Below are 16,259 nucleotides of genomic sequence, written 5' to 3' on the forward strand. Positions count from 1 at the left end.
TATTCTCCTTCAAATTTAGTCTAAAATCTTACGTAAATATAATCTAAAACTATTTGCAGATAAAATTATAAATACTAATATAAGATAAATATTAACACGCCATTTTCTCAGAAACTCATTTAGTATTAATGTATTTATTACAATTATTAATATGTCTGTAACAAAAAACACTCTTGCTCCAGATGCATATATAGTTGGTGATATACTAATTGATAATGCTGAACAAATTGCTGCTAAATATAATATTACTGATAAATACTTCATTTCAATTCTATCAAATATAAGTAAAAACATCACAGGAATTATTAGTAATGTACATAATAAAATAGAAGTTGGTAAAAATAATTTAATATTATCAAAGTTTAATATATTTAAATTTTGAACAGTAAATAATTTAAATATAAATGAATCAGTACTAATATTAAGAGCTCCAAATACTCTTTCTACTATCTTTATAATAACAACTATCATAGGTATTGTTGCTAACGCTCTAATTAATATATCTTTATACTTCTTCCAAATTAATATATTTATTAAACCAACTAATACAGCCATTAATATAATTTCATTTCTAAACATATGCTCTAAAAACAAATTAGTTCCCATCATTACTTTAGTTGGTAAAGAAATCATATTCCATTGTCCAAACCATGTTATTGTTTCATTCGCAGATCTTGCATAATTTCCTGGTGCAAAAAATAATATTGCGGTATTAACTGCTATAAATAAATTAAAAATAATTAAGTCTACTCTTACTTTTTTATCCCTAATAAACAAATAAATATTAGTAAGAAGTGCAAAACAAAGTATTACTAAAGATGCCTGTTCCATGTTCGCACCTAAAATTGCTGCAAATGCTAATACAATATAATACTTTTTATTGAACTTTTCTTTAAATAAAGCATTTTTAAATGGTAGCATAACTAAAAGTGGACATGCTACTGGCCATAAATAATTAAATGATCCGGTTATCCATGATATTGCAGTTAAAAATACATCCTTATGTATGGTAAATATAAAAATACAAATTATACTTTTAATTAATAATCTCTTATTCTTTGAAATTTTATCTACATATTTGTATGGAATTAATTTATATATTCCAAAGGCTAAAACAACAGTCATTATTGTATTTAAAATTCTCCATATCCAAAGGTTGTATCCAAACATAGGTACCATAATAGATTCTATTACTACTCTTCCAGTCCAACTTGTATATCTATGATGTAAATAATCTATTAAATTTCCATTAAAAGCATCATTTAAAATTGCTGAGAACCATTCATCATCTCCTGGCGTTACTGTTCTTTTAGCAAAAACTAATAACATTAATAATGCTAGTATGAAATATGGAACATTTTCCAAACTAAATATTTTATTAAATATTTTTTTCATTATTCACCATCCTAACTTATCTCAATAACTTTATCTGTGAAAATAATTATTTCTTTTTCATCCTGATTAGTTATCACAAATCCAATATTATATTTTTCACCTTTAACAAGTTTATTGTTATTAACTCTTGCTATAAGTCCACATTTATTATACTTAGTTTCAGCAGTATTTTTTATCTCTAAATCTTCACGTTCTTCAGCTTCAGTTTTTATAGAAATAATATTTTCTTTTTCATCTTTTAATACAATATTTCTATTTATGTATTGATTACTACTATTAGTTTCTGCAAGCCATCCTGTTATTACAACATCCTTATCAGAATAAGCAATATCTTCAACTTCATATTCAAAATCTTTTTCATCCCCATAAACACTTTCTATACTTTTCACTTCTTTTACTTTTTCAAAATCATGTTTAATAAGAAAATAACTTCCGAAGCTAACAACTACAACTGCTAAAAATAGCACAATTACTATTCCTTTTTTCATTAATTGCATTCTCCTTATTCTTACATTTTGTATTATTTTTCCTTAAATACCCATATTTTATTTACTATATAATTAATAACCATAACAATTACTGTAGTAATAACTAATCCTATCAATTTATTAAATAATAATATATCAACTAAGAAATATAATATAGCTGTATTTAATGCTAATCCTATTAAATTCAAAATTACAAACTTAATTGTTGTTTCTTTTTTATCTTTACCATTATATTTAAATACCCATTTAGAATTCCAAATATAACTATTTGCAGTTGCAATTGCATAAGCAATAATATTTGCAACAATATAATATACTCCTACAAAATTCAATACTGCAAATATTATCCAATTAATTAAAGTATTTAAGACTCCTACAAGTCCAAACTTTATAAATTTATTTATTCCATTTTCCAACGTATCCATTTTTTACTCCTTTTATGACTTAATTAGATTATTTAATACATCAATTCACTATTATACACTTATAACATAGCCTTTATCAATTTCCAATTAACTATAAATCAACTTTTTAAGTAATTCTTAACAATTAAGTATTAATCTAATTTAAAATTTACTTTTGTGAAGTTATATAAAAGTGCTAAATTTTCTTACTTAAAAACTAAAAAGTGGCTAAAGCCACTTTTTAAAATTCAAAATTCAATTTATAATTTTATGATCTTTACTTTTTCTTAATCATAGTCATAATTCTGCTTATCATTTCCTTTTGAACTTCATCCTTAATTATAAACATTATGACTATATAAATTACAACCCCAGATATACCTTGGACTATATTTGCAAGCATTCCATTACTTATACTATTTCCAATAAATACAACAAATACCCCCATTATTAAGGAAACTATAACATACTTAACTACTCCAAGTAACATCCTTTTAATAGGTAACTGTTTTCTTACTAATATTAGTTGAATTACTATTCCTATATACTCAGCAACAATTAATGATATTATTGCTCCAGCAGCTCCATGGCTTGGAATAAGGCATAAATTCATAATTAAATTAACTATAGCTGCAATTATTATTGATAAAGTATATTTATTTTCTTGTTTCGTTGCAATTAAATATTGTACTCCTATAATATTTGCCCAACTTACAGCAATTATAATAAGCGAAGTCCAAGCTGTTAGTTGTCCTACAGATAAATACTTAGGAGATAAGAACCAAGAAACTAATATTTTAGATACACACATAAGTCCTATAGACATTGGTATTGCCAAATAAGAAACTATTTTAAATGTTTTTTCTATAATTCTAGGAACTTCTTCACGTTTTCCATTTCCTATTATATTCGATACTCTAGGTAATAATACTACCCCTATAGATGTTATCATTGCTAAGACCATGTTTACTATTCTTTGAGAATAATCATAGAAAATAACTTGATCTTTAGTAGATAAAAATCCTACTAAAGTTCTCGCTAATAACGTATAAACTTGTGTTGCTATTTGAGGTAAGAATAACTTTAATAAAGGTTTTATAGTTCTTCTTACAATTTTCTTATCAATAACTATACTACCAACATATCTAGGTACATATAACCACATTAATAATATACTAACTATATTAACTAATACTGTTAATAATGCATAAAGCAATAAATCATCTGGACTCTTAATAAAAATAAATATACATGCAAGTCCAACTAATCTTGCAAATGTATTTCTAATTACTACTTTTTTAAAATCTTCAAGCCCCATAAATAGCCATGATATATCTATCATAACTGAAATTATATTTAAACCTTGTATTAAATAAATGGTTGTGTTTACAGTAGTAAAACAGCTTATAAAAACATAATAAGCTATTAAAGAGACAGTACTTGTTGCTAATTGCACTGTATATAAACTCCAAAAAGTTTTAGCTAATTTTTCTTTATTATCTCTTACATAAGCTATTTGTCTATTACCATACATTTGCATTCCAAGTACACCAAATAACATGAAGTAATTTGCAATAGATAAACTTAAAGAATTTAATCCTAATTGTTCTGGATCAAATACTCTTGTTAGATATGGCATTGTAATAAGTGGGATTAACATACTCATTATCTGATAAACAGTATTATACAAATAATTTTTTATTATACTCATCTTTTCTTCTCCTATAAAAACAAATTAATTAAATTCTTTATACTCTATATTTTTAGCCTCTTTATTACCATCCTTAATTCCCTTAAAGACAGATTTTAAAACTTCTATATTGAAATTCCTTAAAAGATTTATAACTAATATTATGTAATATGTTTTTTTAGCTTTCTTATATTTATCTAAAGATTGATTTCTCTTTGTATACATAAATAAATTTCTTGCTAAATAGTACTCTTTAAACCCACTTGTCTTATTTCCAGTAGCAGAGTGCATGTGGTAAACAATACTTTTCTTTAATACAGTAGCCTTAAAACCAGCTCTTTTTAATCTTAATGACAAATCTACATCTTCATAATATGCAAAGAATTTACTGTCAAAATAATCCCCGTTATCAAGCTTTACTTTTTCTAAGGCCTTTGAAGAATAAATCGCAGCGCCTGCACAAGCACCCTCAATACTTATTTCTCTATTTAGTACTTCACTCACTTCTTCTCGGTATCCAATTTGACTTGGAATCAACTTTTCATTAAACACTAATCCAGCTGCATCACATTTATTTCTTTCAAAATAATTAATCATAAATAATTGAAATATATCAAATTCCTTATGCTTTTCAATAAATTCCATAGCTTTAGCTAAAGAATCACTAGGAACTTCAACATCATTATTTAATGTTAAGACATAATTACAGCCCTCATTTATAGCTTTTTTAATTCCTATATTATTTGCAGGAGCAAAACCACTATTATGATCCATTTCCACCAAATCTATATTTAGCCTTTCTTTATAGCCATTAATTATATTAATTGAATTATCCTTAGAATCATTATCAATAATATATACCTTAAACTCCTTAAACGATTGATTTTCTAAGCTTAAAAGACACTTATCAATTAGCTTTTCACCATTCCAATTAGCAATTACTATACCAATCATATATTTTCTCCTTGCTTATTATTCTATTTTAGTTTTCCTCGAATACCTTTTTTATAGTCTTTATATCCTCTAAAAATCATTTTTATTTTATTAACTTTATCCTTTTCTCCAAGTATAACTTTAACAAATTCCTTTTTAAACAACATTTTATCTCTATTTAATGTAAAGCTATTTAAATCCTTGTACTTTTCCCAAGTATAAAATCTATTTCTAGTCATATAATATCTTCTAATAGCTGAATGATTAGATGTATTAAACTTTAAGAAACCACTTTTTACAGCCTGACTTTCTCCTAAGTTATGATAAAGTATTGCATCTCTAACCTTTATCATTTTTATATTTTTCTCGTTTAATCTCATACAAAAATCCGTATCAACTAAGTCTATAAAAAGACTATCATCAAAGAATCCTACCTTATCAAAAACTTCAGTTTTTAATAAATTCCCTGATGTTATTTCCGCATCAACATATTCATAAGTTTTTATTTCTGAATTTTCCTCTATAGATTGTACTCTTTCATCTACAAAGTTTGGGAATATGCTTAATATATCCTTTCTTTCATCTAAATTTATACCTTCATATACTTCAAACATTTTCTCAATCATATTATCATTTGCTTTACTATCCTGATCCATAGTAATAACCCAGTCATAACCTTCATTCAATGCTTTTTTTATCCCAACATTTAATGCTGTAGCTATTCCTAAATTTTCATTATTTAAAATTAAATCTACTTTATTAGCATTGGAATTTTTTAATTCTTTTAAAATCTTTATTCTGTCTCCATTAGAGCCATTGTCAACAATAAACATTTTATCTACTTGATTTATTAAAGAATTAAAACATTTTTCTATTCCTCTATCAGGATTATAACTAACTATAATACAAGCTACCTTATTCATATTTACTCCTTAATTAATAAATTTAGCAATATTTATCACTTTACATAACAATACTTTAGATTATAACATATATTTTTTTTAACTTACTATATATTTTGTAGTAATGTTCTTAATTTGTACATAATTATTTAACAATTCTTATGCATTATTTAACATTGTCTAATAATTTTTTAACATTTATAATATAATTATTAAATAAATAATTCATTATAAGGGGGAAAAATGATTAAAAAATTATTTGATAAAAAAATCTTATTAAATATATTAATGTTTATAATTTATTCTTTACTTTTAGTATTTTTAATAGAATGGATATCTAGAGGAAGTTATTCTGATGCATACGAATTCTTTCGTCATCACTTTAACAAATTTACTTATAACACATTAATAGTTGCTTTAACATTAAGTCCTTGCTTCCTATTTAGAAGAAGACTTTTTGCTTTTAGTGCAGGCTCTATTGTTTGGATAGTTTTAAGTATAGCTAATAATTTACTAATTAAATTTAGAGAAACACCTTTAACTTATGCAGATTTAGGAATGATTAATAATGCTTTAGAGTTAAGTAATCAGTATTTAACTAAAAATTCATTGATTTTAATAGTTATTGCATTTGTATTTATATTATTAGGATTAACAGTTTTATTTTTTAAATGTAAAAAAACAAAAGTTAATTACTTAAGAAATATAGTTTGCTTATTGGTATTTTTGTTAACGTTTTCCTTTTCAATTGATTATGGATTGAAAAATGGTATAATTACAACAAACTTTTGGGATGTAACATGGGGATATGGTGCTTATGGTTTTTCTTACTCTTTTTATAATAGTTTTGTAAATACCGGAATAAATAAACCTACTGGTTATTCAAAAAATACAATTTCTGATATAAAAGATAATTTAGATACATTAGCATTAGAAAATTCTGATACATTAAGTACCTTAGCTACTTCTGTAAATGAATCTAGTGATTTATTAGATATTAATTTTATTTCAGAAGACTCTGATACTCTTATTAAACCTAATATTATAATGATTCAACTTGAATCATTTATAAACCCAAATTGGTTAACTAATGTAACATTTAACGAAAACCCTGTAAGTAATTTAGAATACTACTCTGAAAATTTTTCTTCAGGTTTTGTTACTGTACCTTCAATGGGAGGGGGAACTGCTAACACAGAATTCGAAGTTATTACAGGTATGTCAACTGAGTTCTTTGGTGTTGGAGAGTTTCCATATAATACAATTTGCTCAAAATCTCCAGTACCTTCACTTGCATATACTTTAAGAGATTTAGGTTATACATCTAACTCACTTCATAATCATGATGGAAAATTCTATTCAAGATTTAAGGTTTATGAAAACTTAGGATTTGATGCTTTTACACCAATTGAATCAATGTCAGTTCCTGAAAAAACACCATTTGGATGGGCAAAAGATAATGTATTAATTGATGAAATATACAATACATTATCCACTACAGATTCACCAGATCTTATATTTGGAATATCTGTTCAAGGACATGGAACTTACCCTAATACTCCTTTAGAAAATAAAGTAATTTCTATTACAGGTGGTTATGAAAAGGACAATAAAAACAGCTTAGAATACTATGTTAACCAAATATATGAAATGGATCTTTTCATAGGTGATTTAATTGAAGCAGTAAATAGCTTAAATGAGCCTTCTGTAATATTATTTTATGGTGATCATTTCCCTGCTTTAGGATTTTCATCTGATGAAATAGCTGAAGCTACCCTTAAAGAAACACCTTATTTAATATGGGATAATATGAATTTAGATATAACTCATAAAAATCTAAGAGCTTATGAATTAACATCATTAATTATGGATAAAATTTCTTTCCCAAGTACAGCTTTATCAGCACTTCATAATAGTGATGTTGATTATGAACTAAAGAAAGAATATCTTAATCAGCTACAATATGACATGATATATGGAAAAAACTATACTGCTGAATTTTCAAAATTAATTCCATCTGAAGATTATAAAATTGGATTTAAAGATATTATTATTAGTGGTATAGAATTTATAGATGATTGCATAAATATTATAGGAGAGAACTTTAATAATTTTAGTAGAGTCTTTGTAGACAATAAAGAAGTTACGACTAACTTTATAGATGAAAATACTTTAAATTGCCCTAATAATTCTGTAATTAATGTATCTCAGTTAGCATCTGGATCTTCAACGGTATTCTCTTCTTCAAATAAAATTACTGTAAATTATTAAACGACTAATTTAAATAAATAATAAGCTAATAAAAAAAAAGATGGTTTTTGTATTTATAAATACAAGAAACATCTTTTTTATTTAAATATTTTAGTTGTTTTTAATAATCTACTTTGTTAAACTTTCACATTCATAGTTATTTTATTAATTATATCCTTTAGGATTATTGCTTTGCCATCTCCAAGAGTCTTCACACATTTCTTTGATTCCTCTTTCAGCTTTCCAACCTAACTCTTCATTAGCTTTCTTAGGATCTGCATAACAAGTAGCAATATCTCCAGCTCTTCTATCAACTATTTCATAAGGAATTTCTCTTCCTGATGCTTCACTAAATGCCTTAACAACATCTAATACTGAATATCCATTACCTGTCCCTAAATTATAAGTAACTAGACCTGGATTAGTATCTAATTTTTCTAATGCTTTAACATGACCAGCTGCTAAGTCTACAACATGGATATAATCTCTTACCCCTGTTCCATCATGAGTTGGATAGTCATTACCAAATACTCTTAGTTGCTTTAATTCACCGATAGCCACCTTAGTAATGTATGGCATTAAATTATTTGGAATTCCATTTGGATCTTCCCCTATTGTTCCACTCTTATGTGCTCCTACTGGATTAAAATATCTAAGTATTGCTATATTAAATTGTGGTTCTGCCTTAGCAATATCTCTTAACATATCTTCAATCATAAGCTTAGTACTTCCATATGGATTAGTAGTTGATAATGGAGAATCTTCTGTTATTGGAACAACCTTTGCATCTCCATAAACTGTTGCAGATGAACTAAATACAAAGTTTCTGCATCCATATTTCTTCATTGCCTTTAATACTACTAATGCACTTGTTAAGTTATTATAGTAATATTCTAATGGCTTTTCTACAGATTCACCAACTGCTTTAAAAGCTGCAAAGTGAATAACTGAATCTATTTTATTATCTCTAAATATTTCTTCTGTCTTTTCTACATCTGTTAAATCAACATTATAAAACTTAACTTCTTTGCCTGTTATTTCTCTAACTCTGTCTCTAACAAGCTCCTTACTATTACTTAAATCATCAGCGATTACAACATCATACCCCGCATTTAAAAGCTCTACTGTTGTATGGCTTCCGATATATCCCATTCCACCTGATACTAAAACTGCCATATACAATTTCCTCCCAACTAAAGTTTTATTTTCCTCATTAATATTATATAACAATTGAAAACAATTTAAAACAACTTTTTTAAATTAATTAATAAAGTTTTTCTATGGTTATCATAATCAATTTACTTCAAATATTTAAATCTTTTAATTCCTTTATAGTAATTTTTATTTTTATTTAAAATCCAATGTCATTTTATGTATAATATATTATTTTCTGTATTAATATATATTTTTATAGTATAATTACTCTGTAAATGACAACTATTATGTTTAACACAATTAGGGGGAATACTATGACGAAAAAATTATCTAGAACAAAAAAAGTTGTAATCAGCATTTTTTTAGTATTTTTACTATTGGTCGCTTCACTAGCTTTCGCAATTAATCATTTTAGTTCCAAAATTGAAAGAGTAGAAATAGATAGAAGTGTGGTTACTGCAACCGGTAAAGAACCATCAAAAGAAGATGAAGATGTTATTTCTATTGCATTATTCGGTACTGATTTTACCGAAAATGAACAATATGGAAATATATATGGTGCAGCTGATGCTACTATGATATTAGGAATTGACACTAAAAATAATAAACTTAAGTTATTCTCATTTATGAGAGACCTTTACTTAGATTTACCTGATGGAAGTGGTGATAAGCAAAACCTTAATTATACTATGGCATATGGCGGACCTGAACTTATATTAAAAACTATTAATTATAACTTTAATTTAACAGTTGATAAATTTATTCATGTAAGCTTACATACTCTACCAACTATAATAGATAAACTTGGTGGTGTTCAGTTAGATATAACAAATGATGAACTAAATTTTATTAATAGTTATATAAATAATATTGATAAAGAAAATGGTACAAGCACTGAAAAACTAAGTGGTTCTGGTGTTCAAATCCTAAATGGTACTCAAGCCGCTGCTTATTGCAGAATAAGATATACAGAAGGTAGAGACTTTAAAAGAACTGAAAGACAAAGAGAAGTTTTAGCTGCATTATTTGAAAAATTTAAAACAGCTTCAATTGCTGATTTAGCAGTAATGATGAATGATATTCTACCTTTAGTTTCAACTAATCTTACTAATACAGAAATAATGTCAATAGCAAGTACAGTTTTAAGTATGGGTGTTCCATCAATTGAACAATCTAGATTCCCACTTGACGGCAAATCTGAAATGATTGCAACTGATATGCTTCATTTAACAACTGATATAGATGAAACTACTAAAGATATTCATAAATTCTTATATTCTTTAGACTAATTTTATATATAAAACACCTATAAATATTACTTAAAGTACTATTTATAGGTATTTTTATGTTTCATTAATAATTTTTATTACTTTGTAAAAAGTAATTTATATAATTAACACTTATTTATATCGAAATAAATATTGCTCCAATCATTATACATATAATCCCATATATTTTTACCTTTGTAATCTTTTCTTTTAAAAAGCAATAGGCAATTACTAAAGACCATATATATGTTATCGCTGTTAATGGAAGTACCACGGAATAAGGTAAATATTTTAAAACTATTATATTTAATACAGCAGAAATTAAGTATGAAAATCCTCCAAGATATAAAAATGGAGACATTATAATCCCAATTATTCCTTCCTTAGCTGTAGATTTCTTTAAATAAAATCCTCCAAACGCTCCTAATAAAGTTCCAATTAAAAGCATTAAATATATAATAATATTACTCATCTCCTACCCCCATTAGTATTACACCTATTAAAATAAATGCTATAGCTATAACCTTAAATATAGTAATACTTTCTCCTAATAAAAAATAGCCAATAAATAATGCTACTACATATCCTATACTCATCATAGGATGCAATACTGATAAACTACCAAATTTAAATGCTATTATCATTAAAATAGCCCCAATTCCATATAAAGAAAAACCAATTGCTAATTCTATGATTTTGCTTCCTTCTGATATTTTCCAAAAATATTGCCCAAATGCAGTTATAACAGCGGAAGCTATAATAATTATTATTCCTATTTTGTTTTTTCTTAAAGACTCTAACAACTTTTCCATAATCCTATTCCCTTTACATTTCTTTATAACTATTTAAGTACAATTCATAATTTCTTTTGCTACTTGCAGAAATTGTATCTAAAATTAATCCACATGCTAATGATACTACTGATACTAATATAAATCCTACTGCTAATATTGCTGAAGGAACTTTATTAATAAAGTTAGTTAAAATAAATTCTACAATTACCGGTACTCCAACTAATAATCCTAAAATTAATGAAACAAGACTTATCAATCCAAAGAAAAGTAAAGGCTTGTAGTCTTTAAATAGTCCTAATAACGTCTTTATTACTCTATATCCATCTCTAAAAGTATTTAATTTTGATTCACTTCCATCTGGTCTATCTCTATATTCTATTGGAATTTCTTTCAATCTAAACTTTTTATCTAATGCATGAATGCTCATTTCAGTTTCTATTTGAAATCCTTCACTCATAACAGGCATTGTTTTCACAAAAAATCTATTAAAAACTCTATATCCTGTCATTATATCCCGTATTTCATTTTTAAATAATAATCCAATAAGACCTTGAACTAATTTATTTCCTAAATTATGAAATGCCCTCTTATTTTCCTTTTCATATGTTCCATTAGATAATCTATCTCCAATTACCATATCTGCTTCATTATTAAGAATAGGTTGCATAAGCTCTCTCACTGCTTCTGCTGGATAAGTATCATCTCCATCTACCATAATATAAATATCAGCCTCTATATCTCTGAACATTGACCTTACTACATTACCCTTTCCCTGTCTACTTTCTTTAATAACGATTGCTCCATTAGCTTTTGCTATTTCTCCAGTTTTATCCTTAGAGTTATTATCATAAACATAAATATCTGACTCTGGTAACTCTCTTTTGAAATCATTTATAACTTTACCAATTGTTAATTCCTCATTATAGCAAGGTATTAGTACCGCCATCTTCATAATTATTCCTCCACAACTCAATTTATCCCCTAATATATCACCTTATAAATTCTATTACCATCAACTTCACTATGATATATTTCTTCAAATTTTATATTATCTTCATTTAAAATATTACTTAAATCATTTTTAGTAACGATATACTTAATATTTAGGGTTTTTAATTCTTCAATATTTAAATCTATTTCAAATGCATCTGCATTTCCTAAAATAAACTTAGTCTCATCTGTTGTTAAACTAATCTTAACATGAGCATATCTATTATAAATTATTTCATCATCATAATCTTCACTAATTTTTTTCCATGTTGATAATGCTGGATAAAAATGAGTTCCATTTATTGCTTTAGCACCATTTGCATATATAAATTCTCCTTTAGTCTCATTACCCTCTGCAAGCCAAACTGAATCAGGATCATTTTCTTCTATTTCAATAATAGCCTTCGACAATGTTTTATTATATATTCCTCCAACCCCTTTTACAACAGGATTAACAGTCATTCCTGACATAAATATAAGTATTGACATTGCTACAAAGAATACCCTTTTCCATCTTACGAAAATAGAAACATTAATTATTAAATAAATAGCAAATAATATAATTAAATAACTTAAGTTCGTATAGTCTCTATATGGAGATTTTAATATTAATAATGCATATACAGAGAAATTAACTACTGCTATTATACCTCCAACTAACGGTGATATTATTTTTTCTCTAAATATAACTCCTATAGCCCATATCGATAATAACATTGCAGTAAAATTAAACATTAACATCATTCTATCTGTTGGAACATAGCTTAAGAATGTTATCTTTGCTATAGTTTCATTAAAAGGTACTACAGTCCAAATAAATTGTAATAATGCTACTATAAATAATGCAATACCAATTCCTATATTTTTAACTTTTTTACTTATAGCAATAAGTAATACTATTACTGAACCTATAAAGAAATTAATAAATGAACTTACTTCACAATTATTTAAGTAATTTATGTCTCTAAATGGTGTATATGTATTAATCATAAATTCTGAATATCTAAATAACTCTACTCCACCACCAGTAGATACTCTTTTACCTGGATATACTGTTTCTAATGTAGCTTTTATAGCATCTATAGATGTTAATAAGAATTGCCCCAATACTACTCCAATTATTAAAATTATCATTGAAACAAAAATGTAGTCATCCTTTTTCAATTTAGGCGTTTTAAACACTCCAAAGTATATTACGCCCATAAACACCAAAGTTAAATATGCTAAAGGCACCTGAAATGCTGGATAAATTACTAATGCAAATCCAATAGCACTAAATGCAAACATAAGTGAAAAGGATAACTTCTTCCATTTATTATCTTTAATATTTTCCACGTACTTATAAAATGCAACTATCATTGCTAATGTAAAGAATATTGTATCTCCAACATGCTGCATAAACCACCATTGTATAGCTGGTGAAAATGTTATCCAGAAAGAAGCAAGTATCGATATTCCTTTCATCTTTTTTGTTAGCATCATAGATAACTCAAAAGCTAATAACCATAATGCTATTGTCTTAAAAGCCCAATACCATGATAAACCGTATTCTTTACCTAATAATAAGAATCCCCAGTTAAAAGGTTTTCCTATAATTGATAAGTTAGCTACTGGTGAATTATATGCTAAAATCATATTCAATCCATCATCCATTATATTAGTATTATATAGTGGATAAAAATCATCCGACATAGCCTGAGCCATATAATATGTTGTTTGAACCATCCATTCATCACTTCTAATTGTCCTATTCTCACCTATTATAAGACTATTTTCTGTTTGATCTATTAGTTCTGATGCATACATATCCCAAGCCCCAATAGAACTTCCATTTATTTTAAATGATACTAACAGTATAAATATGCTAATTGCTATTAAAAACCTAAATTTTATTATGTTATCTACTATATTTATTCTATGTTTTTTTTCCCACAAATCTAACATTTTAATATATACTTTCCCTTCATTAATTTTTTATTTAAACAATTTTTCCATAGTTAATTATACACTACTTTTATTTTCACTTAAATACATTATTTACATTAATATCAATATACAGCTATATATGTAAAGATAAATATAGATTAATATATTTTTAATAATAATCTATATTTACCATTTTATCTTATTTGATTTTTATTTCTATTGCTTCTACTCTTTTAGCTTGTCCTTTTACACCACACCAGTTTCCACTGTCAACCCATGATGTCCATCCTATATCTTGTTGATGCACTCTATACTGTAAAGCTATTGGCGAATCTATTTTTATACTTTCTATTCTTAATTCTTCTCCAACAGTCCCTATTACATGGCCTCCTGAAACTATTATATCATCACCAATATTTTGAATGTGAGCTTGTATCTTCATTTTACTATTTGATTCTTTATCACTTAGCCTTATTGTTAATGCTTCAAGCCTTTTTGATTGACCTACTGTACCTGCTGTTTCCCCATTCTTTCGTTCTGATTGCCAACCTATATCTTCAATATGAGCTTGATAAATAATACTAATTTTAGGTTCAACTTCATTAACTATTTTTTTATTTAGAATAGCTTCTGCAATAGTTTTTCCTATTTTATCAAAACCAAGATTCCTATATAATCCAACATCTTCTGTAGCTTCAACAAAGCAAGTTTCAACTATCATAGACTTCATATTAGTATGCTTTAACTCATATAAACCTGTTCTTATTTTTTGTCCTCTATTTTTAAATCCCAATTCAGCCATAGCATTACCTACTCTCTGAGCTATTTCAAATTGAGAATAAACACATACTTCACTTCCTAATGATCCGTTATAAGCATCATAGGCCTTGTTAAAATGAATAGATACGAATAATTCAGCTCCCCAATTATTTGCTTTATTAACCCCATAAGCTAAATCTTCACTTGCACTTGAAGTATAATTCACAGGAGGAGTACAATCTAATACTTCTGCTCCTAATTGTCTAAGATATTTAATTACTGAATCCTTAACTTTTCTATCTTCAGTCAATTCGTCTATTATAGCACTTGCTCCTGGACATAACTCTGTATGCCCTCCTCTAACTGCTATTTTACTCATAATTAACATCTCCTTCATTATATATTATGAAAAGTCCAATTTTTTGCTAACAAAAAAAATATTACTAAATAAAATTTTTAGTAATATTTAAAAATTATTTTAATCTGTAATAAATATATAAATTTTAAAACGTTTATAAAGTATATATTTCCTAGTTATCTTTATTAAAAAATAATGAATCTATTAAAAGTGATACTATTACACATGCAAATAAAATTAAAAATACTATACTCATTACCCTATTTGCATTTTTACTTTTTATTGCACTAGCACTATTAAAATTTTCACTGCTACTCTCTTTATTATTATAGCTACTATCAGCTAATTCATCATTTTTATCTAAACTTTCAATTTCTTGATTTTTAGTACTGTCATTATACTCATCAATTTCATATAATTTAGTAGAATTATTACCATTATCACTATCGGTAATAGTATTTTCAGTTATATAATTTTTCAACTCATCATAATCCTTAGATGTAAGTGGTGATTCCTTATAGTTTTCATAATACTTTTTAACATCACTTATATCACATTTAATTAATGTTTCTTTACTGTCTTTATCCTTTAATACAACTTCCTTATTTGATAAATCTAGATCAATATTAATATTTAACTCTTTTGCTAAGTTTAAAGCTTCTCCATAAATATTAAGTAATTCAGAAAATGAAAGTTCACTATAATTTCCCTTTTCCTTAACACTTGAAATAATAGAATTTGCTTCACTTACTATATCCTTAGCCTCTTTATCACTAAGTTTTAAATTATCTATATAATTTATGATATTATCCTTATACTCCTCTGGAACCCCTACATCTTGTAATTTCTCTTCTATTAAACTTAAAGTCTCGCAATTAGTATATATAACTGACATATTTAAAATCGAAAAAGTAAGTATAAATATTTTAAAAAACTTCTTCATATTT

General features: G+C 26.1%; 15 protein-coding genes. 2 read left to right on the forward strand and 13 right to left on the reverse strand.

What is annotated here, in order from left to right; translation table 11 throughout:
- Positions 1-15 precede the first annotated feature (15 nt).
- The 6 genes from I4V51_RS01965 to I4V51_RS01990 form a co-directional block, all read right to left on the reverse strand.
- Positions 16-1,395, reverse strand: coding sequence for a DUF6056 family protein (locus I4V51_RS01965; protein ID WP_195986656.1), 1,380 nt, complete (start codon positions 1,393-1,395; stop codon positions 16-18).
- Between the two features lie 11 nt (positions 1,396-1,406).
- Complete coding sequence (locus I4V51_RS01970; protein WP_195986657.1) at positions 1,407-1,883, reverse strand: hypothetical protein; 477 nt, start codon at positions 1,881-1,883, stop codon at positions 1,407-1,409.
- Positions 1,884-1,915: 32 nt separating this feature from the next.
- Complete coding sequence (locus I4V51_RS01975; RefSeq protein WP_207745889.1) at positions 1,916-2,308, reverse strand: GtrA family protein; 393 nt, start codon at positions 2,306-2,308, stop codon at positions 1,916-1,918.
- 256 nt (positions 2,309-2,564) lie between these two features.
- A complete protein-coding gene (locus tag I4V51_RS01980; RefSeq protein ID WP_195986658.1) occupies positions 2,565-3,998 on the reverse strand; it encodes an oligosaccharide flippase family protein in 1,434 nt (477 codons plus the stop codon).
- Between the two features lie 24 nt (positions 3,999-4,022).
- Positions 4,023-4,931, reverse strand: a complete 909-nt coding sequence (locus I4V51_RS01985) for a glycosyltransferase family 2 protein (protein WP_195986659.1) — start codon at positions 4,929-4,931, stop codon at positions 4,023-4,025.
- Between the two features lie 23 nt (positions 4,932-4,954).
- Positions 4,955-5,833: a glycosyltransferase family 2 protein gene (locus I4V51_RS01990; RefSeq protein ID WP_195986660.1), complete on the reverse strand. Its 879-nt coding sequence runs from the start codon at positions 5,831-5,833 to the stop codon at positions 4,955-4,957.
- Positions 5,834-6,055: 222 nt separating this feature from the next.
- Between I4V51_RS01990 and I4V51_RS01995 the strand changes: the two genes are divergently transcribed.
- Positions 6,056-8,083 (forward strand): alkaline phosphatase family protein, encoded by a 2,028-nt coding sequence (locus I4V51_RS01995; protein WP_195986661.1) that lies wholly within the window; start codon positions 6,056-6,058, stop codon positions 8,081-8,083.
- 144 nt (positions 8,084-8,227) lie between these two features.
- Here the strand turns inward: I4V51_RS01995 and galE are convergent, their stop codons facing one another.
- Positions 8,228-9,238 carry a UDP-glucose 4-epimerase GalE gene (galE, locus tag I4V51_RS02000; protein WP_195986662.1) on the reverse strand — a complete coding sequence of 337 codons (1,011 nt, stop codon included), beginning with the start codon at positions 9,236-9,238 and terminating at the stop codon, positions 8,228-8,230.
- Between the two features lie 293 nt (positions 9,239-9,531).
- Here galE and I4V51_RS02005 point away from each other — a divergent pair, with 293 nt between their 5' ends.
- A complete protein-coding gene (locus I4V51_RS02005) occupies positions 9,532-10,506 on the forward strand; it encodes an LCP family protein (RefSeq protein ID WP_195986663.1) in 975 nt (324 codons plus the stop codon).
- A 115-nt stretch (positions 10,507-10,621) separates the two neighbouring features.
- On the opposite strand, the gene I4V51_RS02010 is transcribed toward I4V51_RS02005, so the two are convergent.
- The 6 genes from I4V51_RS02010 to I4V51_RS02035 all read right to left on the reverse strand — a co-directional run bounded on the left by I4V51_RS02010 (position 10,622) and on the right by I4V51_RS02035 (position 16,255).
- The gene (locus tag I4V51_RS02010; protein WP_195986664.1) at positions 10,622-10,957 is read right to left on the reverse strand and encodes an EamA family transporter; all 336 of its coding nucleotides are present in this window, start codon (positions 10,955-10,957) and stop codon (positions 10,622-10,624) included.
- Positions 10,950-11,297 carry an EamA family transporter gene (locus I4V51_RS02015; RefSeq protein ID WP_195986665.1) on the reverse strand — a complete coding sequence of 116 codons (348 nt, stop codon included), beginning with the start codon at positions 11,295-11,297 and terminating at the stop codon, positions 10,950-10,952. Before I4V51_RS02015 ends, I4V51_RS02010 begins: the two co-directional genes overlap by 8 nt.
- Positions 11,298-11,310: 13 nt before the next feature.
- A complete protein-coding gene (locus I4V51_RS02020) occupies positions 11,311-12,231 on the reverse strand; it encodes a glycosyltransferase family 2 protein (protein ID WP_195986666.1) in 921 nt (306 codons plus the stop codon).
- A 29-nt stretch (positions 12,232-12,260) separates the two neighbouring features.
- Entirely contained in the window at positions 12,261-14,213 is a 1,953-nt protein-coding gene (locus tag I4V51_RS02025) for a hypothetical protein (protein WP_195986667.1), read from the reverse strand.
- A gap of 181 nt (positions 14,214-14,394) precedes the next feature.
- Positions 14,395-15,333, reverse strand: coding sequence for an N-acetylmuramoyl-L-alanine amidase (locus tag I4V51_RS02030; RefSeq protein ID WP_195986668.1), 939 nt, complete (start codon positions 15,331-15,333; stop codon positions 14,395-14,397).
- A 151-nt stretch (positions 15,334-15,484) separates the two neighbouring features.
- Complete coding sequence (locus tag I4V51_RS02035) at positions 15,485-16,255, reverse strand: hypothetical protein (RefSeq protein WP_195986669.1); 771 nt, start codon at positions 16,253-16,255, stop codon at positions 15,485-15,487.
- Positions 16,256-16,259 lie beyond the last annotated feature (4 nt).

It is taken from the genome of Clostridium sp. D53t1_180928_C8 (assembly GCF_015667795.1).
Lineage (GTDB): Bacteria > Bacillota > Clostridia > Clostridiales > Clostridiaceae > Clostridium.

What these genes read in the sequence shown, in the direction of transcription:
- I4V51_RS01995 (WP_195986661.1), top strand. Translation starts at nt 6,056, where the DNA reads ATGATTAAAAAATTATTTGATAAAAAAATCTTATTAAATATATTAATG.
- I4V51_RS02010 (WP_195986664.1), bottom strand. Translation starts at nt 10,957, where the DNA reads ATGAGTAATATTATTATATATTTAATGCTTTTAATTGGAACTTTATTA.
- I4V51_RS01980 (WP_195986658.1), bottom strand. Translation starts at nt 3,998, where the DNA reads ATGAGTATAATAAAAAATTATTTGTATAATACTGTTTATCAGATAATG.
- I4V51_RS02035 (WP_195986669.1), bottom strand. Translation starts at nt 16,255, where the DNA reads ATGAAGAAGTTTTTTAAAATATTTATACTTACTTTTTCGATTTTAAAT.
- I4V51_RS02020 (WP_195986666.1), bottom strand. Translation starts at nt 12,231, where the DNA reads ATGAAGATGGCGGTACTAATACCTTGCTATAATGAGGAATTAACAATT.
- I4V51_RS02025 (WP_195986667.1), bottom strand. Translation starts at nt 14,213, where the DNA reads ATGTTAGATTTGTGGGAAAAAAAACATAGAATAAATATAGTAGATAAC.
- I4V51_RS01970 (WP_195986657.1), bottom strand. Translation starts at nt 1,883, where the DNA reads ATGAAAAAAGGAATAGTAATTGTGCTATTTTTAGCAGTTGTAGTTGTT.
- I4V51_RS01975 (WP_207745889.1), bottom strand. Translation starts at nt 2,308, where the DNA reads ATGGATACGTTGGAAAATGGAATAAATAAATTTATAAAGTTTGGACTT.
- I4V51_RS01990 (WP_195986660.1), bottom strand. Translation starts at nt 5,833, where the DNA reads ATGAATAAGGTAGCTTGTATTATAGTTAGTTATAATCCTGATAGAGGA.
- I4V51_RS02005 (WP_195986663.1), top strand. Translation starts at nt 9,532, where the DNA reads ATGACGAAAAAATTATCTAGAACAAAAAAAGTTGTAATCAGCATTTTT.
- galE (WP_195986662.1), bottom strand. Translation starts at nt 9,238, where the DNA reads ATGGCAGTTTTAGTATCAGGTGGAATGGGATATATCGGAAGCCATACA.
- I4V51_RS01965 (WP_195986656.1), bottom strand. Translation starts at nt 1,395, where the DNA reads ATGAAAAAAATATTTAATAAAATATTTAGTTTGGAAAATGTTCCATAT.
- I4V51_RS02015 (WP_195986665.1), bottom strand. Translation starts at nt 11,297, where the DNA reads ATGGAAAAGTTGTTAGAGTCTTTAAGAAAAAACAAAATAGGAATAATA.
- I4V51_RS02030 (WP_195986668.1), bottom strand. Translation starts at nt 15,333, where the DNA reads ATGAGTAAAATAGCAGTTAGAGGAGGGCATACAGAGTTATGTCCAGGA.
- I4V51_RS01985 (WP_195986659.1), bottom strand. Translation starts at nt 4,931, where the DNA reads ATGATTGGTATAGTAATTGCTAATTGGAATGGTGAAAAGCTAATTGAT.